This window comes from Clostridium sp. NSJ-145, assembly GCF_021044725.1.
Classification (GTDB): domain Bacteria; phylum Bacillota; class Clostridia; order Clostridiales; family Clostridiaceae; genus Clostridium; species Clostridium disporicum_B.
Map to the genome: position 1 here is coordinate 111,069 of NZ_JAJNOS010000008.1, position 23,073 is coordinate 134,141.

General features: G+C 29.6%; 22 protein-coding genes. 15 read left to right on the forward strand and 7 right to left on the reverse strand.

Annotation, left to right across the window (positions count from 1 at the left end):
- Nucleotide 1: 1 nt before the first annotated feature.
- Both LQE93_RS08890 and LQE93_RS08895 read right to left on the reverse strand, forming a co-directional pair.
- Entirely contained in the window at nucleotides 2-1,069 is a 1,068-nt protein-coding gene (locus LQE93_RS08890; protein ID WP_055266633.1) for a mannose-1-phosphate guanylyltransferase, read from the reverse strand.
- 294 nt (nucleotides 1,070-1,363) lie between these two features.
- On the reverse strand, nucleotides 1,364-1,801 hold the full coding sequence (locus tag LQE93_RS08895) for a globin domain-containing protein (protein ID WP_055266631.1): 438 nt from the start codon (nucleotides 1,799-1,801) through the stop codon (nucleotides 1,364-1,366).
- Between the two features lie 165 nt (nucleotides 1,802-1,966).
- On the opposite strand from LQE93_RS08895, the gene LQE93_RS08900 reads away from it, so the two are divergent.
- Nucleotides 1,967-3,148: a chloride channel protein gene (locus LQE93_RS08900; protein ID WP_231073054.1), complete on the forward strand. Its 1,182-nt coding sequence runs from the start codon at nucleotides 1,967-1,969 to the stop codon at nucleotides 3,146-3,148.
- Nucleotides 3,149-3,226: 78 nt separating this feature from the next.
- On the opposite strand, the gene LQE93_RS08905 is transcribed toward LQE93_RS08900, so the two are convergent.
- Nucleotides 3,227-3,529 (reverse strand): hypothetical protein, encoded by a 303-nt coding sequence (locus LQE93_RS08905; RefSeq protein WP_055266626.1) that lies wholly within the window; start codon nucleotides 3,527-3,529, stop codon nucleotides 3,227-3,229.
- Between the two features lie 500 nt (nucleotides 3,530-4,029).
- Here LQE93_RS08905 and LQE93_RS08910 point away from each other — a divergent pair, with 500 nt between their 5' ends.
- The 3 genes from LQE93_RS08910 (at nucleotide 4,030) to LQE93_RS16805 (ending at nucleotide 8,818) form a co-directional block, all read left to right on the forward strand.
- A complete protein-coding gene (locus tag LQE93_RS08910; protein WP_231073056.1) occupies nucleotides 4,030-6,696 on the forward strand; it encodes a cation-translocating P-type ATPase in 2,667 nt (888 codons plus the stop codon).
- Nucleotides 6,697-6,971: 275 nt separating this feature from the next.
- Nucleotides 6,972-8,549, forward strand: a complete 1,578-nt coding sequence (lnt, locus tag LQE93_RS08915) for an apolipoprotein N-acyltransferase (RefSeq protein WP_186838710.1) — start codon at nucleotides 6,972-6,974, stop codon at nucleotides 8,547-8,549.
- 140 nt (nucleotides 8,550-8,689) lie between these two features.
- Nucleotides 8,690-8,818, forward strand: coding sequence for a hypothetical protein (locus LQE93_RS16805; protein WP_269144361.1), 129 nt, complete (start codon nucleotides 8,690-8,692; stop codon nucleotides 8,816-8,818).
- Nucleotides 8,819-9,423: 605 nt separating this feature from the next.
- On the opposite strand, the gene manZ is transcribed toward LQE93_RS16805, so the two are convergent.
- From manZ to LQE93_RS08935, 4 genes are read right to left on the reverse strand one after another with little or no spacing between them, the layout of a single operon-like run.
- Nucleotides 9,424-10,245, reverse strand: coding sequence for a PTS mannose transporter subunit IID (manZ, locus tag LQE93_RS08920; RefSeq protein WP_186838712.1), 822 nt, complete (start codon nucleotides 10,243-10,245; stop codon nucleotides 9,424-9,426).
- 16 nt (nucleotides 10,246-10,261) lie between these two features.
- Nucleotides 10,262-11,050, reverse strand: coding sequence for a PTS mannose/fructose/sorbose transporter subunit IIC (locus LQE93_RS08925; protein ID WP_231073058.1), 789 nt, complete (start codon nucleotides 11,048-11,050; stop codon nucleotides 10,262-10,264).
- Between the two features lie 41 nt (nucleotides 11,051-11,091).
- Nucleotides 11,092-11,577 (reverse strand): mannose/fructose/sorbose PTS transporter subunit IIB, encoded by a 486-nt coding sequence (locus LQE93_RS08930; RefSeq protein WP_055266616.1) that lies wholly within the window; start codon nucleotides 11,575-11,577, stop codon nucleotides 11,092-11,094.
- Entirely contained in the window at nucleotides 11,574-11,999 is a 426-nt protein-coding gene (locus LQE93_RS08935) for a PTS sugar transporter subunit IIA (RefSeq protein WP_231073060.1), read from the reverse strand. The genes LQE93_RS08930 and LQE93_RS08935 overlap by 4 nt, the downstream gene beginning before the upstream one ends.
- A 219-nt stretch (nucleotides 12,000-12,218) precedes the next feature.
- On the opposite strand from LQE93_RS08935, the gene LQE93_RS08940 reads away from it, so the two are divergent.
- From LQE93_RS08940 to LQE93_RS08990, 11 genes are all read left to right on the forward strand, one after another.
- The gene (locus LQE93_RS08940) at nucleotides 12,219-12,575 is read left to right on the forward strand and encodes an ArsR/SmtB family transcription factor (protein WP_186838714.1); all 357 of its coding nucleotides are present in this window, start codon (nucleotides 12,219-12,221) and stop codon (nucleotides 12,573-12,575) included.
- Between the two features lie 15 nt (nucleotides 12,576-12,590).
- Entirely contained in the window at nucleotides 12,591-15,083 is a 2,493-nt protein-coding gene (locus LQE93_RS08945; protein WP_231073062.1) for a heavy metal translocating P-type ATPase, read from the forward strand.
- Nucleotides 15,084-15,370: 287 nt separating this feature from the next.
- Nucleotides 15,371-15,937 (forward strand): manganese efflux pump MntP, encoded by a 567-nt coding sequence (locus tag LQE93_RS08950; protein WP_055266607.1) that lies wholly within the window; start codon nucleotides 15,371-15,373, stop codon nucleotides 15,935-15,937.
- Nucleotides 15,938-16,121: 184 nt separating this feature from the next.
- On the forward strand, nucleotides 16,122-16,781 hold the full coding sequence (locus LQE93_RS08955) for a redox-sensing transcriptional repressor Rex (RefSeq protein WP_055266605.1): 660 nt from the start codon (nucleotides 16,122-16,124) through the stop codon (nucleotides 16,779-16,781).
- 362 nt (nucleotides 16,782-17,143) lie between these two features.
- Nucleotides 17,144-17,938: a short-chain-enoyl-CoA hydratase gene (locus LQE93_RS08960; protein ID WP_055266603.1), complete on the forward strand. Its 795-nt coding sequence runs from the start codon at nucleotides 17,144-17,146 to the stop codon at nucleotides 17,936-17,938.
- 35 nt (nucleotides 17,939-17,973) lie between these two features.
- Complete coding sequence (locus tag LQE93_RS08965) at nucleotides 17,974-19,113, forward strand: acyl-CoA dehydrogenase (protein WP_231073070.1); 1,140 nt, start codon at nucleotides 17,974-17,976, stop codon at nucleotides 19,111-19,113.
- Between the two features lie 13 nt (nucleotides 19,114-19,126).
- The gene (locus LQE93_RS08970) at nucleotides 19,127-19,906 is read left to right on the forward strand and encodes an electron transfer flavoprotein subunit beta/FixA family protein (protein WP_055266599.1); all 780 of its coding nucleotides are present in this window, start codon (nucleotides 19,127-19,129) and stop codon (nucleotides 19,904-19,906) included.
- Between the two features lie 19 nt (nucleotides 19,907-19,925).
- A complete protein-coding gene (locus LQE93_RS08975) occupies nucleotides 19,926-20,957 on the forward strand; it encodes an electron transfer flavoprotein subunit alpha/FixB family protein (protein WP_055266597.1) in 1,032 nt (343 codons plus the stop codon).
- 38 nt (nucleotides 20,958-20,995) lie between these two features.
- Nucleotides 20,996-21,844: a 3-hydroxybutyryl-CoA dehydrogenase gene (locus tag LQE93_RS08980; RefSeq protein ID WP_231073072.1), complete on the forward strand. Its 849-nt coding sequence runs from the start codon at nucleotides 20,996-20,998 to the stop codon at nucleotides 21,842-21,844.
- 248 nt (nucleotides 21,845-22,092) lie between these two features.
- The gene (locus LQE93_RS08985; RefSeq protein WP_231073074.1) at nucleotides 22,093-22,563 is read left to right on the forward strand and encodes a hypothetical protein; all 471 of its coding nucleotides are present in this window, start codon (nucleotides 22,093-22,095) and stop codon (nucleotides 22,561-22,563) included.
- An 82-nt stretch (nucleotides 22,564-22,645) separates the two neighbouring features.
- Nucleotides 22,646-23,071 (forward strand): C-GCAxxG-C-C family (seleno)protein, encoded by a 426-nt coding sequence (locus tag LQE93_RS08990; RefSeq protein WP_055266590.1) that lies wholly within the window; start codon nucleotides 22,646-22,648, stop codon nucleotides 23,069-23,071.
- Nucleotides 23,072-23,073: the final 2 nt, after the last annotated feature.

The window sequence follows — 23,073 nt, forward strand, 5'->3', positions numbered from 1 at the left end:
TTTATACAAAATCATCAAATTGCTCGTTAGTGTTAAGATCATTTAGCAGATGTTTAATTTCTTGGTCTTTATTCTTATCCATAACAAGAATAACATCACCAGCATCAACAACAACTAAATCTTTAACGCCAAAACCTATTATTAAATTTTTATCTCCAAAGATTGAACAGTTTTCACAATCTTGAACATATACATTCTTACTAATATTATTGCTATTATTTTGAGTTAAGAATCTGCTAAGTGCAGTAAAACTACCAATATCATCCCAAGCAAAGTTACCTTTGATCACATATGCTTTTCTAGTACGTTGCATCACACCAAAGTCAATAGATATTCCATCTATAAGATTGTATTGTTCTCTAACTACTTGCTCTTCAAATTCTTCACCGATGTTTTGATAAATCTCCATAAGTGATTTATACATCTTTGGAAGATATTTTTCTATTTCACGCAGAATTACATCTGCTCTAAAGATAAACATACCAGAGTTCCATAGATAAGTGCCTTTTAGTAGAAAATCCTTAGCAACCTCTATATTGGGTTTTTCAGTAAATCGAGCAATTTTATAAGCTGCCTCAGAAGATACAATTCTTTCACCCATTTCAATATAACCATATCCAGTTTCGGGTCTAGTTGGAGTAATACCAACTGTTACAATGCCTCGACGTTTATTTGCTATATCAATAGCTTCTGACAATACATCTAAATATTCTTTTTTACCCTCTACATGATGGTCTGAAGGTAAGACAACCATTATGGCATCTTTATCCTTTTTTAAAAGCTTGACTGCAGATAAACCTATGCAAGTTGCGGTTTCCTTGTTTTGAGGTTCTGTAAATATATTGTCAGGATTTATATCGCTTAACTCATTTTTAATTTTATCTACATAATCTTGATTAGTAACAACGTAAATATTCTCCTTACTAATTAGAGGAGTTATTCTTTCAACGGTGTTTACTAAAAAGCTTTTACCATTAATTAGTTTCAAGAATTGTTTAGGTTGGTTAGTCCTTGATAAGGGATATAACCTAGTACCTTTTCCCCCTGCTAGAACTAGTGCGTATATCAAATGATCCAACTCCAAGTAATGCTATAGTGTATTATATGAGAGGAAAATAATATTTGTGAAATGTATAAAGAGATATTTGATTAATATAAATGCAATAAAATGAAGATATTAGTTAAAATAAATTGATTTTTAAATAATATATTTTTGGATTAAGATATTATTTTAAGTTTTTTTGTAATATTTGAAATATAATGATAATAAGAAGAGAAAAATTAAATAAAGTTTTTAGTAAAAAAAATAAAGTCAGCATTACTGACTTTATTAGTAAGTATTCATTAATAGACTTAACTATTTTTAAGCTCTTGAAGCATATATTTTTGATTCAACATCTATAAATACTTGAGCAAGAACACCATAAGTTTTACCCCAAGCATCCATTATATCATCTGTAGCAGCATCTCCTAAAACTTCTTTTATAGCAATTAATAAGTTTTCTCCAACTATAGGATAATGTTCAGGTTTTACTCCAGAATCACAATGTCTTATTGCTATTTTTTCAACTACAGGCATTATAGCTGATAGGTTGTCTATGTTTTGAGCAGAAGCTAGAATCGACATTGCTAATGCTTTAGGTTGTTCACCAGATTTTTGTCTATCCATGTTAAATAATGGTGCAACTTCAGGATTTCTTTCAAACATTGTCTTGTAGAAAGTTTTTGTAATATCTAATCCATGAGCTTTTAAAGCCGGAACTGTACTTTTTATTATATCCATTGTTTTTTGATCTAACATATTAAAACTCCTTTTTAGTAAATATTAATTAATAATTATTATCTATGAGTATAATATATCACTTTTGAATTAAATGTGCAAGTAAAATATACATTTAATTTTAAAATAAGTTTTTGAAGTTATGGGAAATTTAATATTATTAATTAAATTTATGGGGGAATGTATATGAGACTTGTAAAAATTTTAAGATTAACATTTGTGGCAATTGTAATTGGGTTACTATCAGGAGTTTCAATAGGAGTGTTTTTAATACTATTAGAAAAGTCAATTAATTTAAATTTAACTTATTATAATTTGATATGGTTTTTACCGGTTTCAGGATCATTGATGACATTTCTTTATAAGAAGTTTGGAGGAAATTCTAATAAGGGAAATAATATAATAATTGAAAATATAAATGGAAGCAATGAGGAAATTAAATTTATTATGGCTCCTCTAGTTTTTATAGGTACAGTGCTAACACATCTATTTGGAGGTTCTGTAGGAAGAGAGGGGACTGGAGTTCAGATTGGGGGAACTATAGCAAATTCTTTATGTAAATTATTGAATTACAAAGAAGATAAAAAAATTTTATTAATTACTGGTATGGCTGCTGGATTTTCATCAGTATTTGGAACTCCTCTTGCAGGGACAATATTTGCATTAGAGGTATCAGCTATAGGGAGTATAAGTTATAATTCTATGTTACCGGCAATAACTGCAGCTATAGTAGGAGATAGAGTAGTAAGATTTTTAGGCGTAAAGCATACACATTTTGATTTTCCACCAGTTGAACCTTTTTTATTTACAAATATATTTAGAGTAATAGTTATGTCTATATGTTTTGGATTAGTTAGTAGATTATTTATTGAGATGACTAAATTATTTAAGTATATATTAGGAAAATATATTAAGAATAACTATTTAAAAGCTTTCATAGGTGGAAGTTTAATGGTTAGTGTTACATTAATTATTGGAAATAGAGTATATAACAATTTAAGTTTAGGATTATTAACAGGAGCATTTGATAAAGAAGTACCGTATTTTGCATTTCTAATAAAGTTGGTTTTAACAACATTATGTTTAGGAGCAGGTTATCAAGGAGGAGAGGTAACACCGTTATTTGTAATAGGAGCCACTTTAGGATCAACATTAGCAAATATATTTGGAGTACCAAGAGCGGTAGCAGCATCATTAGGATTAGTTGGTGTTTTTGCAGGAGCCACTAATGCGCCAATAGCCTGTTTTATTATGTATCTTGAACTCTTTGGGTCAGTGAATATAGTTTTTGCTATGGTGGTTTGTATAATAAGCGTAATTATTTCAGGCAAAAAAGGAATATATTCATCTCAGCTTTGGATAGAGTAGAAAGGGTGTATAAGTAAGCAACCCCTAAAAATATAAACTATAAAATTTATATTTTTAGAGGTTGCTTGAATTAAACTATTATGCTAATAGCTTAACTATATTATTATATCTTTCAGAGTTTTCTACAACAGAAATTTTATGTTTTGCAGTAATAAATCTTTGACTTTGACATAGACTTCCGTTTTTGGCTGCAGTATGTATTACACCATCTATATCTACTATAGCTCTATTATATTTATCAAAACCTTTTAAAGTAACTGTTAAACCAGAGTTTCTCATGAAATTTAACGCTTTAGCTAATAATTCATCATCTTCAGTAGAAGAAGTATCTGATAAAAACACTTCAATGCAATCATTACTAATATAAAAAATATGGTTCATAAGTCACCTCTTTAAATACTTTCTATAATATAAATATTCGGTAAGAATAAAAAAATTCCTTTAAAACGTTTACAAAAAATATAAAAATAAAACAAAAAACGAAGGCATTAGCAGATTACCTTCGTTTTCAAACCTATTTTTGCCTGGTAGGTTTATGAAATTATTATACCATAAAAATACAATTAAAGGTATATATTTTAACAAGCAACTAATTTTTTTTAATTTATTAAATAATTGTAAAATGAATTATAAATAATTGACATTTTCAAATAAGTGGTATATAATACTATATAAAATGAATATTGATTAAAGGGGAGTAGTTTAAAATATAACATCAACAATCGCGACTTTTAAGTCTGGTGTTATATGCCTACCAGGTTACGAGACTTTTAATATAATTCTTAAAAAAATAACTTAGATGTTATTTTAATGAGAACTATATTAAGAGTCTCTTTTTATATTGACTCATATTATTGTAAATTTGATAAGGGGGAAAAAGTATGAAAAGTTATTTTAATATTAATGTAGAGGATTCATTGAAAGATTTTAATGTTACAAAAGATGGTTTAACATCACAACAAGTTACGGAAAGCTTAAGTAAAAATGGATTAAATGCACTTAATGAGAAGAAGAAACAAACAGTTATCCAAGTGTTTTTAAGTCAGTTTAAGGATTTACTAGTATTTATATTAATTATTGCAGGAATAATATCAATGATGAGTGATAATGTAGAAAGTACATTAGTAATATTTGCAGTTATTATTTTAAATGCAATACTTGGAACTGTACAACATTTTAAGGCAGAACAATCTTTAGATTCTCTTAAAGCTTTGTCATCACCTTCGGCAAAGGTTATAAGAGATGGAGCTAAAATAGAGATAGATTCTAAAAATGTAGTCCCTGGGGATATATTAATATTAGAAGCTGGGGATTTAGTAGCTGCTGATGGTAGAATTATTGAAAATTACTCACTTCAAGTAAATGAAAGTTCACTAACTGGAGAATCATTAAGTGTTGATAAAACAACTGAAACAATAGATAAAAAAGAAGTAGCTTTAGGTGATCAAAAAAATATGGTATTCTCAGGATCTCTAGTTACATACGGTAGAGCTTTAGTGTTAGTTACTTCAACAGGTATGAAAACAGAGATTGGTAAGATAGCAACTCTAATGGAAGAAACTCAAGAAAAGAAGACTCCATTACAAGTAAGTTTAGATGATTTTAGTAAGAAACTAGCATTTATAATATTAGCTATTTGTGTTGTTGTATTTGGATTATCTTTATATAGAAAAATGCCAGTAATTGATTCATTAATGTTTGCCGTTGCTCTTGCTGTTGCAGCTATACCAGAGGCTTTAAGTTCAATAGTAACTATAGTTCTTGCTTTAGGTACTCAAAAGATGGCAAAAGAAAATGCTATTATTAAAAAATTAAAAGCTGTAGAAGGGTTAGGTTCAGTATCTATAATATGTTCTGATAAAACAGGTACATTAACTCAAAATAAAATGACTGTAAAAAAAGTATATGTTGATGGGGAACTTATAGATGGTGAAAGTTTAAGCCTAGATAATAATGTACAAGCATACTTATTAAAGAATGCTATACTTTGTAATGATTCTACATCACAAGATGGAAGAGAAATTGGAGACCCAACAGAAGTTGCTTTAGTTAATTTAGGTCATAAACTTTCTATTAATGAACTAAATTTACGTGGAGATATTTCAAGATTATCAGAAATTCCATTCGATTCAGATAGAAAGCTTATGAGTACTCTTCATAAAATAGATAACAAAAATGTAATGTTCACAAAAGGTGCATTAGATGTAATGCTTGATAGAGTTAAATATATTATGACTTCAGAAGGTGTTAAAGAAATAAGTTATGAAGATAAGCAAAATATAATAATAACTAATAAAGAATTATCTGAAAATGGATTAAGAGTTTTAGCTTTTGGATATAAGGAGTTATCAGAGATTAGAGATTTAACTTTAGAAGATGAAAACAACTTTACTTTCATAGGATTAATTTCGATGATAGACCCTCCAAGAGAAGAAAGTAAACAAGCGGTTGCGGATTGTATAAGAGCAGGTATTAAACCAATTATGATTACAGGTGACCATAAGATTACAGCTTCAGCTATTGCAAAAGAAATTGGTATTTTAAGAGATGGAGACAGAGCTATTGAAGGTCTAGAAATAGATAAGATGACTGATGAAGAATTGAAAGAAAATATTGAGCATATATCAGTTTATGCTAGAGTTTCACCAGAGCACAAAATTAGAATAGTAAAAGCATGGCAAGAAAAAGGTGAAATAGTTGCTATGACTGGTGATGGAGTTAATGATGCGCCAGCATTAAAGCAGGCTGATATTGGTATAGCAATGGGTATTACAGGTACGGAAGTTTCAAAAGATGCAGCATCTATGATATTAACTGATGATAACTTTGCTACTATAGTTAAATCAGTTGCTAATGGTAGAAATGTTTATAGCAATATTAAAAACTCAATAAGATTTTTACTTTCAGGTAATACTGCAGGGATAATAGCTGTTTTGTATTCATCAATAATGGCGTTACCAGTGATATTTGCACCAGTACATTTGTTATTTATGAATCTTTTAACTGATAGTCTACCTGCTATAGCAATAGGTATGGAAAATGCTAATAAAGAATTGTTAAATGAAAAGCCAAGAGGAAGAAGCGAATCAATATTAACTAAAGATTTCTTATTAGGTATTGGTTTAGAAGGATTGTTAATAGGAATAGTAACCTTAATAGCATTCTATATGGGAGGAGCTAAGAGAGGAACTCCATTAACAGCATCAACTATGGCATTTGCAACACTTTGTTTAGCTAGGTTATTCCATGGATTTAACTGTAGAGGTAAGAATTCAATCTTTAGATTAGGCGTATTTGCAAATAAATATACTTGGGGAGCTTTTGGAATTGGATTAATACTTTTAAATGCTGTTTTATTTGTACCTTTCTTACAAAGATTATTCCAAGTTGAAAACTTAAGATTAAATCAATATGGAACAATATATTTATTAGCGATAATACCAACTATAATAATACAAATCGTTAAGATTGTTAAAGAAAATATTGCTGATAGAAAAGAAAATATTAGTATAATAGAAAAAGAAGAAAATTTAGAAAATATAGCATAATCATAAATATTTTAAAATAAATTGTAAACTTTTTTGTATATGGTAATAAACTATAGTAAAGGGAATTCTCAAATATAAGTCAGATAGCAGCACAGAAGAGAGCCATAATTTTAGGCTATGCAACAAATAGGTAACCTGCTATCAGATATTTTTATAAGGAGGCTAGTGCTTAGGCACAGCCTTTTTTTATTATCAATAATTAACTTATATGATTGGTTTAATAAAAGGTTTTATGTTAATACTTAAAAATATTAAATCTATTAGGGGATAGTACAATGAAAACAGATTTATATAAAGGTAAAATATTAATAATAATTTTATCAGCTATTATAAGCGGAATATCATTTACTGTTGATAACTTAGGAATACTTATGTGGATAAGTTTTATTCCTTTAATTAATATATTAATTAGACAAGAGAATACTTTTATAAAAATATTTAAAATTGGAACTATATTTGGAACTACATACTATTTAGTGTTATTACATTGGATATTCAATCTATATCCTTTTGAATGGCTTGATTTAGGTAAGACAAAAAGTATTATAATACTTTTTTGTGGATGGATATTAATTAGTTTGTTGGAAGGCTTAGTAATAGGTATAGTTCTTGGATTTTTTAAATATCTAAAAGTAAAAAACAACTTATTAAATATTTTTACTATAGCAAGTTTATGGGTTGTAATTGAGTATATACAGGAACAAGGGTTATTAGGATTTCCATGGGGAAAGCTTGCTATATCTCAGGTAGATTACTTACCTATAATTCAAAGCATCTCTCTTTTTGGAAGTAGCTTTATTAGTTTTATAATAATAGTTTTTAATGGAATGATTTTAGAGGGATTAGTTAATTATAAGAAGAATAAAGCTGTAGCTATGAAATTAGTTTTTATAGCTATATTAATTTTTATTGTTAATATAGTTTTTGGATATGCCAAATTAAATGAGAGGGTAGATAGTAAAGAGGTAAATGTAACTGTTGTGCAAGGAAATATAAATACTACTGAAAAATGGCAAAAAGGAGACATATTTAAAAGTTTTAATATTTATAAAGAGTTAACTGTAGAGGCTGTTGAAAATAGTAGTACATATGGGGATAAGACTGAAGTAGTATTATGGCCAGAGACTGCTATACCTATAGATATTTCAAAGAATAGCTGGATATTACAGGAGTATAAGGCGTTAGCTAAAAGTCTTAATGTTACATTTATGACTGGTACTTTTTATACAGACTATAAAAATGATTGTTATAAATATAATTCTATAGTAGCCATAAATAGTGATGGAGATATTGAAGACATTTACTTTAAGAGACATCTAGTACCATTTGGGGAAGTTCTACCTTTTGAAGAATTTCTACTAGATAATATTCCTATAATTAAAGAGTTAAATCTTGTAGATGGGGATCTTAAAGCAGGAGAGGAATTAGCAATTATTGATGATAGTAATATTAAGATAGGGTGTTTAGTATGCTATGAATCTGTATTCCCAAGGTTAGTAAGAGAGTGTGTAAAAGATGGAGCTGAAGTAATATTTATAGCAAGTAATGACTCTTGGTTTAAAGATTCTAAAGCAGTTTATGAACATAACAATAATGCAGTTCTAAGGGCTATTGAAAATAATAGATATGTTGTAAGCGCTGCTAATACGGGAATTTCTTGTTTTATAGATAATAAAGGAAGAATAGCAGAAAGGTTAAGCACCTTAAAGAAAGGATATATAAATTCATCTGTAGAGATTATAAATGATAAGACGTTATATACAATGATAGGTGAATATATAATTTACATAGTTATTTTATTTATAGTATGTGTATTTTTAATAAAGAATTTATATAGAAACTATGAGGATTAGATATAACTAAAGTATTAACTTTCTAATAATATTGATTTATTATTAAATCAAAAATATATAAATGGTTTACAATGGGTATGAATTAAATAATGATATATATTTAATTTAGTACAAAGGATAAAGGATTATTATTGAAGGTTATGATTAGAGTTTTGAATAAAAATAAAGAGTTATTATTAGTAATAATATCTGCTATAATAGCTGGATTATCTTTTACATATGATAATCTAAGCTTATTTATGAGGATAGGATTAATACCATTTTTATAAATAAATATATAATAATTTCAGTAAGCATATTTATAGTTAATTTAGTATTTGGGGTAATAAAAATTAATAGCATTAATAATAATGACTTAGTAGATATATCTATTATTCAAGGAAATCTATCTACAGAAGAAAAGTAGAGTATTAATGATACACATGACCACTTCAAAATATATGAATAATTAACTAAAGAAGCTATTGGAATGTTGCCACCATTAGAAAGTGGGTACATAAATACTAAAGTTCAATTTATTAACGAGAATACACTCTATAGTAAAGTAGGAGATATTTTAGTTTTAGTTGCATTTATAAGATTAGGAACTATATTTTTAATGAAGAAAAGAAATAAAGTGCGCACTAGGTGCGCAAGTGAAAAGTCGACTTCGTCGAGGTGAAAAGGCTGCTAAAGAAGCCGGGAAAAGTTAACTTAAGTTAAGGTGAAAATGCTACTTGCGTAGCAGAAAAAAGTGCAATACTCAGACTTTTCATTATTGCGAAAAGCAATATTTTCCCTGTTACGTAAGTGACCTTTTCCCTTCAGCGTTAGCTAACTTTTCTCCTTTGACGAAGTCAAACTTTTCTCTAAAGTGCTTCGCACTTTATTTCAATTAAGCTAAGAAGCCAAAATAGTATCCTATAATTCCAATAGCAAATAATCCGAAGATTATCCATAAAGGATTAACTTTTTTCTTAAGAAGTTTCATACAACCAAAAGTCATCAATAAAGGAATTAATCCTGGAAGTAAGCTATCAAGTACGCTTTGAACTGTAGTAACTACGTTTGTACCATCTTGAGCAGTGTATTCTGCTAATACAAATGGAATATTAACAGTTGTCCATTTACAAATTAAAGCTCCAATTACGAATAAACCAAGGATTGAAGCTCCTTCAGTTAATTTTTGAAGTTTATTTCCAGCCATATCTTTGATTATATCAGTACCTTTAGTGTAACCATATTCGATACCTATCCATCTAAATCCAAGACGAACTACATTAAATAGAAGGAAGAAAAGAATAGGGCCAAGTAAGCTTCCAGTAAGTGCTAAGGAAGCTCCTAATGCAGCAGTTACAGGCCTTAAAGTACCCCAGAATATTGGGTCACCAACACCTGCTAAAGGCCCCATTAAACCAACTTTTAAACCATTAATTGAACCATCATCTATATTTGCACCGTTTGCTTTTTGTTCTTCCATAGCAAGGTTAACCCCTAATATAGGAGCAGTTACAAATGGTTGAGTATTAAAGAATTCTAAGTGTCTTTTTAAAGCTTTTTTTCTATCTTCACCTTGATATAATCTTTTTATTGCAGGTATCATAGCATAGCAATATCCTAAAGCTTGCATTCTTTCAAAGTTCCAAGAACCTTGATGAAGATTAGAACGAAGAAATACATGAATACGATCTTGTTTTGTTAATTTTATTTCACTCATTATTTACACTCCTTTCTTAGTCTAATAAATCATCATTATCAGTATTGCTTACTACTGTAACAGTTTTAGATTTGTTATATTTAGGATTTAATTGAATATAAACTATTGCAGCTACTGTTCCTAAAACACCAAGAGCTATAAGATTAAAGTCAGTAAATGCAGCAACTACGAATCCTAAGAATAGGAAAGGCATTAGATATTTTGCCTCCATCATATTTATAACCATTGCATATCCTACAACAACTATAAAACCACCAGCAACTCCAAGTCCTCCACTTAACCATTGAGGAATAGCATTAAGCATGTTTTGAACAGCTTCAGTTCCTATAAATATAGCAACTATTAATGCAGGAATAGATACACGTAGAGCTTGAATTATTAATGCTAATAGATGACACATATCAATTCCTTTTAAATCACCTTTTTCAGCATATTTATCAGCTTGATGTTGGAAGAATACTGTTATAGTTCTAGCGAATATAGTTAAAACTTGACCTGCAGCAGCTAGTGGAACTGCTAGAGCAATACCAGCACCCATTTCTTGTTTTCCTGATATAACTATAATTGTAGAGATAATTGATGCTAGAGCAGCATCAGGAGCCATTGCAGCACCGATGTTCATCCATCCAAGTGCCATCATTTCTAGGGTACCACCAATGATGATACCGGTTTTAAGATCACCTAAAATAAGTCCGACAAGTGTACACGCTATAAGTGGTCTATGAGTTTGAAATTCATCAAGAACGCTACCCATACCAGATATACATGCAACTATGAAGATAAGGATAATTTGAATAGTTGACATAAATAAACCTCCCTTTTTTATATAAAAAATTTATAGGCTAATTAAAAATTTTTATTTATCAGAGGCATAATATTAGTTTTTGAATCTGATGCAACCTTTCTTATTTCTAATTCAATACCTTTGCTATCAAGATATCTAAAAGCTTTAACATCTTCTTCGTTTACAGAGACTGCAGTAGTTAATTGTTTTTTACCTTCTTTAAAGCACATACCACCAATGTTTACAGATTTAATATCTACTCCGGCATCTATAAGTCTTACTACATCGGTAGGATTAGTAAATAATAATAATACGGTATCATTTGCATAAGTAGGATTATTGTAAACCCTCACAGCTTTATCTATACTTACAACATGAGATTTTACTCCAGGAGGAGCAACTTGGGTTAATAAAGTTTTTCTAAGATTATCGTTAGCAACTTCATCATTGCAAACAATTATTCTTTGGCATTTACATTCTTTTGTCCATACTGTTACAACTTGTCCGTGAATTAACCTGTCATCAATCCTAGCTAATCCAATTTTCATAATAAATCATCATCCTCTCTATTTAAATCTATAGATTTCTTTAATGAGCAGATACTTTTTTGAGCTGAATTAATAGCAATTGATACCAAGTCTTCTAATGAAGAATTATCAATATTTGAATAAACTTCTAATAACATAGGAAGATTTACTCCAGTAACAACATCCATGTTAACGTTATCTATTGATAGCATACTAGCTGCATTAAATGGACTACCACCAAATAAATCTACTAAAAAAAGAACTTCAGAATTTTTATCAAGCTTATTTATTATAGTGTTGTATTTATCAATCAAATCTTTTTGACCTTCTCCAGGAAGAAAGGTTATATAGCTAACATTTTCTAACTTTCCATAAATAAGCTCAGCGGAATTAATAAGCTCTCTAGAAAAACTACCATGTGTTCCAATTATCAGCGATACCATTAAATCATCTCCTCGATTTTTATATTAAAAATTGTGAATAATAAAAATAATGTCTAAAATATTTACTTTATATTTATATGTTAATTTATTGTGAATAGAATGAAAAAATTTCATATTTTGAAAATTTAACATAGAGATAATGTTGACAAAAATACTAGGGTAAGCATAATATATAAGTATGAACATATGAACAACTATTCATATGAATGGAGGATTAAGATGGAAGAGAAAAATGAAAGCTGTTTATGTAATGTGATACACAAAGATGTAGTAGAAGAAGTAAGAGAGAAATTGCCAAAAGAGGAGACGCTTTATGAACTAGCTGAATTTTTCAAAGTGTTTGGAGATACAACAAGAATAAGAATACTTTGTGCACTATTTGAAGCTGAAATGTGCGTATGTGATTTATCGGCGCTTCTAAATATAAGCCAATCGGCTATATCACACCAATTAAGAGGATTAAAAGCTGCAAGAATAGTCAAATTTAGAAGAGAAGGTAAAGTTGTTTATTATTCATTAGATGATGAACATATTAAGCATATTTTTGATGAAGGATTTAGACATATTTCAGAATAAAGGAGGAGTATTTATATGGATGATGGTGTTAAAAAGGTTAAGCTGTTATTAAAAGGTTTAAGTTGCGCAAATTGTGCTAATAAAATAGAAAGCAAAGTAAGTAATATAAATGGAATAAAAGAAGCTACTGTAAACTTCGCTACGAGTACTTTAATTGCTGAAGTTTTTGTTAATTATAATAAAGAAGAAATAATAAATCAAATAAAAGATATAGTTAAGTCTATCGAAAAAGATGTTATTGTTGAAGAAGTAAAAGGTAATATAAAACGTCCTGCTAGAACAATAAGTAGGTGTGAAGATGGTTGCTGCACCATAAATAATCATAGCGATAATTATACAAATGATAAAACAGTAAATAAAAGTAATAGGATATTATTAAAAGGATTAACTTGTGCAAATTGTGCAAATAAAATTGAAGCGAAAGTTAAAAACCTTGATAGTATAAAGTACGCTAATATAAACTTTGCAACTACAACTCTATTAGTGGAGTTAAATAAAGGATATAAAATAGAGGAAGCATTTAAAGAAATTAATAAAATAGTAAAAAGTTTAGAACCTGATGTTGAAGTTGAATTACAAGAAACAAGTAAGAGAGGAAAAAGTAATAGAACTATTTTAAGTGATGCAAGTTCTTCAAATGAAGTAGTATGTGAAAAAGAAAAGAAAACTACAATGTCTTATATAAAAGAAAATATATCTCTAGTTATAGGTACTGTAGGATTTGTTCTTGCTGTTATGTTAGAAAGTTATCCGTTAATAGCCTTTATATTTTTTGCGGTAACCTATTTGATTATTGGTAAGAATGTTCTGATAACAGCAGCAAAGAATATATTAAGAGGAGAAGTATTTGATGAAAACTTCTTAATGGCTATAGCTACTTTAGGAGCTTTTGCTATAGGGGAATATCCAGAAGCTGTAGCAGTTATGTTATTCTTTGAAATAGGAGAAGCATTCCAAAAGTATGCAGTTGAAAGATCAAGAAAATCTATATCTTCTTTAATGAATATAAGAGCAGATTATGCAACTGTATTAGAAAATGGAAATGAGATAAGAGTAGATCCGGAAGATGTTGAAATCGATGAAATAATAATAATAAAACCAGGTGAAAGAGTTCCTTTAGATGGAATAGTTGTAGATGGAACAAGTTTTATAGATACGTCTGCACTAACAGGAGAATCAGTTCCTAGAGAAATAACTGTTGATACAGAAATATTAGCTGGTGCTATAAACAATACTGGAGTATTAAAAGTAAGAGTTACAAAAGAGTATGGAGAATCAACTGTTGCAAGAATTTTAGAACTTGTTGAAAATGCTTCAAATAAAAAAGCTTTAACAGAAAAGTTCATAACGAAGTTCTCTAAGATTTACACACCTGTAGTTTGTTTAATAGCTTTATTAGTTGCTGTAGTTCCACCATTAATTATGAAAGATCAAATATTTTCTGTATGGATATATAGAGCATTATCTTTATTAGTTGTTTCATGTCCTTGTGCATTAGTAGTATCAGTTCCGCTAGGAATATTTGCAGGAATAGGCGGTGCATCTAAAAAAGGTGTATTAGTTAAAGGTGGTAACTATCTTGAAGCATTAAAAGATGTTGAAACGGTAGTTTTTGATAAAACAGGTACTTTAACTAAGGGAGTATTTAAAGTAACGGAAATAAATACAAATAATATAGATAAAGATGAGTTGTTAAAGTTAGCGGCGTATGGTGAAAGTAATTCTAATCACCCTATAGCTTTGTCAATAGTTAAGGCTTATGGAAAAGAAATAAATAAAGAAAGCTTAATTAATTATGAAGAAATTTCAGGTCATGGAATAAAAGTTAATATCGAAGGAAATGAAGTACTTTTAGGTAACTACAAATTAATGAATAAATTTAATATCAAATTTAATGAAGTAGATACTATTGGTACAATAGTCCATGTGGCTATCAATGTTGAGTATAAGGGAAATATAGTTATATCAGATGAGATAAAAGAAACATCTAAAGAAGCAATAGAAACATTAAAGAGCATTGGAATAAAAAATACTGTAATGCTTACTGGGGATAATAAAGTTGTAGCTGATAAAGTAGGTAAGATAATAGGTTTAGATCAAGTTTATTCAGAATTATTACCAGCTGATAAAGTAGAACAAGTTGAAAAGTTAATGAATATTAAATCTTCAAAAGGAAAGCTTGTTTTTGTTGGTGATGGAATAAATGACGCCCCAGTACTTGCAAGAGCAGATATTGGAATAGCTATGGGAGGAATTGGTTCAGATGCGGCTATTGAGGCTGCAGATGTCGTATTAATGAAAGATGATCCTAAATCTATAGTTGATGCTATAAAAGCAGCAAGAAAAACAAATAAAATACTTTGGCAAAATATAATATTTGCATTAGCTGTAAAAACAATAGTAATGATCTTAGTTGCATTTGGTATTGGTACTATGTGGGAAGCTGTATTTGCTGATGTTGGTGTCACAATATTAGCTGTAATTAACTCTATAAGGTGTCTTAGATAAAAGTTGACAAAGAAATTTACTTTAATTATAATTTAAAAGTCGAGAATATTTGGGCATAAGGGAGTAGCATGCAAGATCATCGCATCTTGTAACAAAGTCAACATATTGATGTGAATACATCTGGCTTTGTTTTAAATTGTGAGACTTATGTATAACGAATCTGCTACGTTATACATAAGTCTCTATTTTTTTAGGAAAAATAAGATGAAACTTTAAGTAAAATAATTGATAGGTATTAATATTAATTTAAATATAAAAATATAAGAGTTTAAAATGTGGAGGAGATTATGGATTTATTAAGTTTAGTTTTTTTAGCAGTAGGGTTAGCGATGGATGCTTTTGCTGTTTCAGTAGCATTAGGTCTAAAAATTCCAGTAAAGGAGAAATGGAGAATAGCATTAAAAGCAGGATTGTTTTTTGGTATAGCACAAGGAGTTATGCCTTTAATTGGATGGATATTAGGAAATGGATTTAGTAGCTATATCGAAAAGTTTGATCATTGGATAGCATTTATTCTTTTATCTATTATCGGAGGAAAAATGATTTATGAAGCAATTCATCCTGATGAAGATGGGGATGATGAAGTAGATACTGGAATGAAAAGAATGTTTATATTAGCTATTGCAACAAGTATAGATGCATTAGCTGTAGGAGTTAGTTTTGCATTTCTAAATGTAAATATTATAACTGCTGTATTGATTATTGGAATAATAACCCTTGTAACTTCAGCTATAGGTGTTATAATAGGAAAGATATTTGGAGATTTATTTTCAGGTAAAGCTGAAATGGTTGGTGGAGTTATTCTGATATTAATAGGGGTAAAAATTTTATTAGAACACCTTGGAATATTTTAAAAAATAATATACACTATTACTTGTTTGATATACATTTAATAAAAAAATATTTACGAAAATAGCTCATCTATATTATTTTGATATATAGAATACTTGCTAAAAGTATGTTATTATATTATCAATGTATAAAAGTAGAGAAAGTGGACTTAATTAAATATAAGATACTTTAAGGAGAATTTAGATTATGGAAAGAAAAAAACACGTTTCTATGGCTGTAATTAAAAGATTACCTAAATACCATAGATATCTACAAGAGTTAATGGCAAATGATGTAGATAGAATTTCTTCAAAAGAGCTTGGGGAAAAAATAGGTTTTACAGCTTCACAAATAAGACAAGATTTAAATAATTTTGGAGATTTCGGACAACAAGGCTATGGATATAATGTAAAAGATCTTTATAACCAAATAGGATTAATATTAGGGTTAGACAGAGAATATAAAGCTTTAATAGTTGGAGCTGGTAATATAGGTCAAGCAATTGCTAACTATAGATTTTCTAAAGCAGGATTAAATATTAATGCAATTTTTGATGCAAATCCAAAATTATTAGGAATGAAGATTAGAGATATTGAGATACAAGATATTGATGAGTTAGAAAGATATGCACAAGCAAACCCAACAGACGTTGGAATTATTTGTGTACCAAGAATAAATGCCCAAAAGGTATGTGATATTCTAGTTAAATGTGGAATAAAGGGAATATGGAATTTTGCCCCTGTAGATTTAAAAGTACCAAGTGACGTAATAGTTGAAAATGTACACCTATCAGAGAGTTTATTAACTTTAATATATCTAATGCATAGCGAAGCAGCAGAACATGAACAAGATCAACAGGATGAATAGTCTTAGAAAAAGAATATTTATTTAATGAGAACATAATATATACATATATACTTTCAAAGTAGTAATAATTTACTATTTTGAAAGTATATTTTTTTATTTTTTAGGAGGATTATATTTAATTTTGATTGTGAAAAGAGCAGATAAAATTAAATATGGTAAAAAATAACTTAAATGTAAAAAGTTATTGAAAAGCTCTTTGTAAAGTAATATAATAATCACAGAAATTAAATTATTCCAATTACTATACTGAAGACGACAAGAAAGTATATTTTTTTAGCGATAATTGTTATAAAATTAACAATTGGTGATGATTTATGCTTTTTTTGATGATGAATTTTGTATAAAAGAGAGGAATGTTGAGAATGCAAGTTGATGTTGAGTTAAAAAATGTAATTTTTGAAACTGAAGGTAATTTAGCGACTATTACTATTAATAGACCAAAAGCTTTAAATGCCTTAAATTCAGACACTTTGAGAGAGTTAGACATAGTAATAGATAGCATTGAAAATAATAGTGATATTTATTGTGTAATAGTTACAGGAGCTGGTCAAAAAGCTTTCGTAGCTGGAGCTGATATTGCAGAAATGAAAGATTTAAATTCAACAGAGGCTGAGGAGTTTGGATTACTTGGTAATAAAGTATTTAGAAGATTAGAAACATTAGACAAGCCTGTAATTGCGGCTATACCTGGATTTGCTTTAGGGGGAGGTTGTGAACTTGCAATGGCATGCGATATAAGAATAGCATCAGAAAAAGCTAGGTTTGCGCAACCAGAAGCAGGACTTGGAATAACTCCAGGATTTGGTGGAACTCAAAGACTTCCAAGATTAGTTGGAGCAGGAAAAGCTAAGGAACTTATATATACATGTGCGATGATAAATGCTGAAGAAGCTTTAAGAATAGGATTAGTTAATAAAGTGGTGCCTGTAGAAAGTTTAATGGATGAAGCTAAAAAAATGGCAGGTTCAATAATTGCAAATGCACCAATAGCAGTTAAGTTATGTAAGGATGCAATAAATAGAGGAACTCAAGTAGATATAGATTCAGCTATTAAAGTTGAAGCTGAAGATTTTGGTAAGTGTTTTGATTCAGAGGATCAATTAGAAGGAATGACTGCATTTTTAGAAAAAAGAGCTAAGAACTTCCAAAATAGATAGATAAAAAGGGATGTAAGGAGTAGGAGGTAACAAATATGGAATTTGGATTGACTAAGGAACAAGAACTAGTAAAGCAAATGGTTAAAAACTTTGCTTTAAATGAAGTAAAACCTATAGCTGCTGAAGTTGATGAAACTGAAAAGTTCCCAATAGATAATGTTAAGAAAATGGGTGAGCTTGGAATGATGGGAATCCCATTTTCTAAGGAATATGGTGGAGCAGGTGGAGATGTTTTATCTTACATCTTAACGGTAGAAGAATTATCTAAGGTTTGTGCGACTACTGGGGTTATAGTTTCTGCACATACTTCATTAAGTGCTGGAGCAATAAATGATTTTGGTACAGAGGAACAAAAACAAAAATATTTAGTTCCACTTGCTAAAGGAGAAAAGATAGGTTCTTTTGGATTAACTGAGCCAGGAGCTGGGACGGATGCTGCAGGTCAACAAACAACAGCTGTATTAGAAGGAGATCATTACGTTTTAAATGGTTCAAAAATATTTATAACTAATGGAGGAGTTGCAGATATATTTGTAATTTTTGCGATGACGGATAAAAAACAAGGAACTAGAGGTATATCGGCATTTATAGTTGAAAAGTCATTCCCAGGATTCTCTATTGGTAAAGTAGAAGAGAAGCTAGGAATAAGAGGATCTTCAACTACTGAACTTATATTTGAAAATTGTATAGTTCCAAAGGAAAATTTACTTGGTAAAGAAGGAAAAGGCTTTGGTATGGCTATGAAGACTCTTGATGGAGGAAGAATAGGTATAGCAGCTCAAGCATTAGGGATAGCTGAAGGAGCTTATGAAGAAGCTATTAAATACATGAAAGAAAGAAAACAATTTGGTAGAAATTTAGGTGCTTTCCAAGGATTACAATGGATGATAGCTGAAATGGACACTAAGATTGAGGCTGCTAGACACCTTGTATATAAAGCTGCATGGCTTAAACAAAATAAATTACCTTACACAGTAGATGCTGCAAGAGCTAAATTATTTGCTGCTGAAGTTGCTATGGAAGTAACAACTAAGGCTGTTCAAATCCATGGTGGATATGGATACACTAAGGATTATCCAGTAGAAAGAATGATGAGAGATGCTAAGATAACTGAGATTTATGAAGGAACTTCAGAAGTTCAAAAGATGGTTATCTCAGGCGCAGCATTAAGATAGGGAGGTATTTTATATGAATATAGTAGTTTGTTTAAAACAAGTACCAGATACAACAGTAGTAAAAATAGATCCAGTTAAGGGAACCTTAATAAGAGAAGGTGTACCTTCAATAATAAATCCAGAAGATAAGAATGCCTTAGAAGCTGCATTACAAATAAAAGAAAAAAATGGAGCTCATATTACAGTAATAAGTATGGGACCTCCACAAGCTAAAGAAGCTTTAAGAGAAGCGTTATGTATGGGTGCTGATGAAGCTATACTTTTAACAGATAGAGCCTTTGGAGGAGCAGATACACTTGCAACATCGAAGACTTTAGCAGCAGCTATTAAAACATTAGACTATGACATAATATTTGGAGGAAGACAAGCTATTGATGGAGATACAGCTCAAGTTGGTCCAGAAATAGCAGAACATTTAGAAATTCCTCAAGTAACTTATGTACAAAATGTTGAATTTGATGGAAGTGACTTAATAGTAAATAGGGCTTTAGAAGATGGATATGAATTAATAAAGGTTAAGACACCATGCCTTTTAACAGCTATTGAAGAATTAAATCATCCAAGATATATGAATGTTGGATTAATATTTGATACAGCAAATAAAGAAGTAAAGATAATGACATCAGCTGACTTAGATGTAGAAGCTAATGAAATAGGATTGAATGGATCACCTACAAAGGTTAAGAAATCAATGACTAAGGAAGCAAAAGGTGCAGGAGAAATAGTTAAAGATTCAGTACCAGAAGCAGTATCATATGTTTTAAGCAGATTAAAAGAAAAACATTACATCTAAGAGAATGGAGGGATTTATGATGAATATAGCAGATTATCAAGGAGTTTGGGTATTCGCTGAACAAAGACATGGCGAGTTACAAAAAGTATCTTTAGAAATATTAGGTGAAAGTAGAAGATTAGCTAACGAATTAGGAGTTAAGTTAACAGCTGTATTATTAGGAAATAATATTGGACATTTAGCTAATAAATTAGGAGAGTATGGTGCTGATGAAGTATTAGTAGCTGACCATGCTGAGTTAGAAAACTATACTACTGATGGATACACAAAAGTTCTTTGTGATTTAGTTAATGATAAAAAGCCAGGAATATTCTTTATAGGAGCAACGTTTATAGGAAGAGATTTAGGACCAAGAGTTGCGGCAAGATTAAGAACAGGATTAACTGCAGACTGTACATCTTTAGCTGTTGAAGTTGAAAATGGAGCATTATTAGCAACAAGACCTGCTTTTGGCGGAAATATTATGGCTACAATAGCTTGTCCTGATCACAGACCACAAATGGCGACTGTAAGACCAGGCGTGTTCTCTAGATTAACTGAAAAGAATTATGATTTTACAGTGGAAAATGTAGAAGTTAAATTAGAAGCTTCAGATATAAGAACTACAATTTTAGAAATAGTAAAAGCTAATAAGGAAGTTGTAGATATAAGTGAAGCAAAGGTTATAGTATCAGGTGGTAGAGGAGTAGGATCTAAAGAAAACTTCACATTACTTCAAGAATTAGCAGATGCTTTTGGTGGAGTAGTTGGAGGATCAAGAGGTGCTGTGGATAAAGGTTGGATAGAAAGAGATTATCAAGTTGGGCAAACAGGTAAAACTGTAAGACCAAGCATATATATAGCTTGTGGTATTTCAGGAGCGATTCAACACGTCGCTGGTATGCAAGAATCAGATATGATTATTGCTATAAATAAAGATGAAACTGCTCCAATAATGAAAGTTGCAGACTATGCAATAGTTGGAGATTTAAATAAAGTAATACCAGAAATGATAAGTGAATTAAAATCAATGGAATCTAAGGAATCAGAAATAGCTGTAGAATTAGTGTAGTTATATGAAATGTTAATATGAGAGGGGAAATAAGGGATATGGAAAAGATTTTTGTTTTAGGTGCTGGAACTATGGGTGCTGGAATAGTTCAAGCTTTTGCTCAAAAGGGATATGAAGTTATAGTTAGAGATATAAAAGATGAATTTGTAGAAAGAGGAATTGCTGTTATTAATAAAGGATTATCTAAGCAAGTAGCTAAAGGAAAAATGACTGAAGAAGTTAAGGAAGAAATACTTTCAAGAATTTCTGGAACTACTGATATGAATCTAGCTGCTGATTGTGATTTAGTTGTTGAGGCAGCTATCGAAAATATGAAAATTAAGAAAGAAATATTCGCAGAATTAGATAAGATATGTAAACCAGAGGCTATATTAGCTTCAAATACTTCTTCTTTATCTATAACAGAAGTAGCTTTAGCTACATCAAGACCTGATAAAGTTATTGGAATGCACTTCTTTAATCCTGCTCCAGTAATGAAGTTAGTTGAAATTATAAGAGGGATGGCTACATCTCAAGAGACATTTGATGTAGTAAAAGAGGCAGCTTTAGCAATAGGAAAAGAACCTGTAGAAGTTAAAGAAGCTCCAGGATTTGTAGTTAATAGAATACTTATTCCTATGATAAATGAAGCTTCATTTATACTTCAAGAAGGAATTGCATCTGTTGAAGATATAGATACAGCTATGAAATATGGTGCAAATCATCCTATGGGACCTTTAGCTTTAGGTGATTTAATAGGATTAGATGTTTGTTTAGCTATTATGGATGTTTTATATAATGAAACTGGAGATAATAAATATAGAGCTAGTAACGTATTAAGAAAGTATGTTAGAGCTGGATGGTTAGGAAGAAAGACAGGAAAAGGATTCTACGATTATAGCAAGTAGTTATATAATAATCCCTGTATCAGGTGAAAGGTAACTACGCCAAATGGAATTCATTGAACGAAGTGAAAAATTTCTACGAGAAGTGATAGGTTTACTAATGCAAAGAGGAAGAGAAAGTATTAACTTAAATTAGATATATTTTGCCTAGCGTCAAATGATAAATAGGATATGGAAGTGTTTTTTGTAAAAGTGCTTCTATATCCTTTTTTGTGATAAAATAGTTCCATATTAAAAAAGGGGTGTTTTTATTGTTTGAATTGAAGTTTAAGTTCTCTGTTATAGGATTAATTATATTTTTATTACCTATGCTTATAAATATTGTTTATTTTATGGTAGCTCCTAAAAAAGAAAGTACAGTTACGTCTAATGGAACTTCTATTATTGAAATAATAGAGCAAGGAAGTAGAATATTATTTGCAATTTCTATTTGTTTTTTTGTTAGCTATGAAGAATTAAATTTTAAAAATCCATTTTTATATTTAAGTATATTATTTTTAGCTTTATATTATATGGTTTGGATAAGATATTTTATAGGTGGTATGAATGATAGTTTACTTGGAAAGAACTTTTTATTTGTACCTATCCCTTTAGCTATTTTTCCAGTTTTATATTTTATTTTTGCATCTTTATGGATGAATAATTATATAGCTGTTGGAATTATGATAATTTTTGGAGTTTCGCATTTTATAATTTCTTATCAAAATTTGTATAAAAAATAATATATTTTGTTAAATAATAAAATTTAATATATAATAATTATTATACATAAGAAAAGCTAGATAACTATGAAGGGAGAAACTTATGTTAGTTGATAGAGTGATTAAATATTATGATAAAGAATATGATTTGAATTGTGCTGAATGTATGCTTGTTGCAGCAAATGAGGAATATGATTTAAATATATCCAAGCAAACTTTAATGACTATGGCATCATTTGGTGGTGGAATGGCTATTGGAAGTATATGTGGTGCAATTACTGGGTCTATAGCAACATTAGGTATAATGTTTACTACAGAAAGAGGACATCAAAGTCCGCAAGTAAGAGCTATGACAGTTAAATTTATGAATGAATACTATAAAAGAATGGGCTCTTTAGATTGTTTACCATTAAAAGATAAGTATTATGAGCAAGGTGTACCAAGATGTACCAAAATGATGATCACTGCAGCAGAGGTTTTAGATGAAATAGTTAAAGAGTATAGCGAGCATTATGCTATTAATAGATAATG

Bases quoted from the DNA above. Each gene is read 5' to 3' on its own strand.
- LQE93_RS08895 (WP_055266631.1), bottom strand. From the start codon at position 1,801: ATGTTAGATCAAAAAACAATGGATATAATAAAAAGTACAGTTCCGGCT.
- LQE93_RS08900 (WP_231073054.1), top strand. From the start codon at position 1,967: ATGAGACTTGTAAAAATTTTAAGATTAACATTTGTGGCAATTGTAATT.
- LQE93_RS08905 (WP_055266626.1), bottom strand. From the start codon at position 3,529: ATGAACCATATTTTTTATATTAGTAATGATTGCATTGAAGTGTTTTTA.
- LQE93_RS08910 (WP_231073056.1), top strand. From the start codon at position 4,030: ATGAAAAGTTATTTTAATATTAATGTAGAGGATTCATTGAAAGATTTT.
- lnt (WP_186838710.1), top strand. From the start codon at position 6,972: ATGAAAACAGATTTATATAAAGGTAAAATATTAATAATAATTTTATCA.
- LQE93_RS16805 (WP_269144361.1), top strand. From the start codon at position 8,690: ATGATTAGAGTTTTGAATAAAAATAAAGAGTTATTATTAGTAATAATA.
- manZ (WP_186838712.1), bottom strand. From the start codon at position 10,245: ATGAGTGAAATAAAATTAACAAAACAAGATCGTATTCATGTATTTCTT.
- LQE93_RS08925 (WP_231073058.1), bottom strand. From the start codon at position 11,050: ATGTCAACTATTCAAATTATCCTTATCTTCATAGTTGCATGTATATCT.
- LQE93_RS08930 (WP_055266616.1), bottom strand. From the start codon at position 11,577: ATGAAAATTGGATTAGCTAGGATTGATGACAGGTTAATTCACGGACAA.
- LQE93_RS08935 (WP_231073060.1), bottom strand. From the start codon at position 11,999: ATGGTATCGCTGATAATTGGAACACATGGTAGTTTTTCTAGAGAGCTT.
- LQE93_RS08940 (WP_186838714.1), top strand. From the start codon at position 12,219: ATGGAAGAGAAAAATGAAAGCTGTTTATGTAATGTGATACACAAAGAT.
- LQE93_RS08945 (WP_231073062.1), top strand. From the start codon at position 12,591: ATGGATGATGGTGTTAAAAAGGTTAAGCTGTTATTAAAAGGTTTAAGT.
- LQE93_RS08950 (WP_055266607.1), top strand. From the start codon at position 15,371: ATGGATTTATTAAGTTTAGTTTTTTTAGCAGTAGGGTTAGCGATGGAT.
- LQE93_RS08955 (WP_055266605.1), top strand. From the start codon at position 16,122: ATGGAAAGAAAAAAACACGTTTCTATGGCTGTAATTAAAAGATTACCT.
- LQE93_RS08960 (WP_055266603.1), top strand. From the start codon at position 17,144: ATGCAAGTTGATGTTGAGTTAAAAAATGTAATTTTTGAAACTGAAGGT.
- LQE93_RS08965 (WP_231073070.1), top strand. From the start codon at position 17,974: ATGGAATTTGGATTGACTAAGGAACAAGAACTAGTAAAGCAAATGGTT.
- LQE93_RS08970 (WP_055266599.1), top strand. From the start codon at position 19,127: ATGAATATAGTAGTTTGTTTAAAACAAGTACCAGATACAACAGTAGTA.
- LQE93_RS08975 (WP_055266597.1), top strand. From the start codon at position 19,926: ATGAATATAGCAGATTATCAAGGAGTTTGGGTATTCGCTGAACAAAGA.
- LQE93_RS08980 (WP_231073072.1), top strand. From the start codon at position 20,996: ATGGAAAAGATTTTTGTTTTAGGTGCTGGAACTATGGGTGCTGGAATA.
- LQE93_RS08990 (WP_055266590.1), top strand. From the start codon at position 22,646: ATGTTAGTTGATAGAGTGATTAAATATTATGATAAAGAATATGATTTG.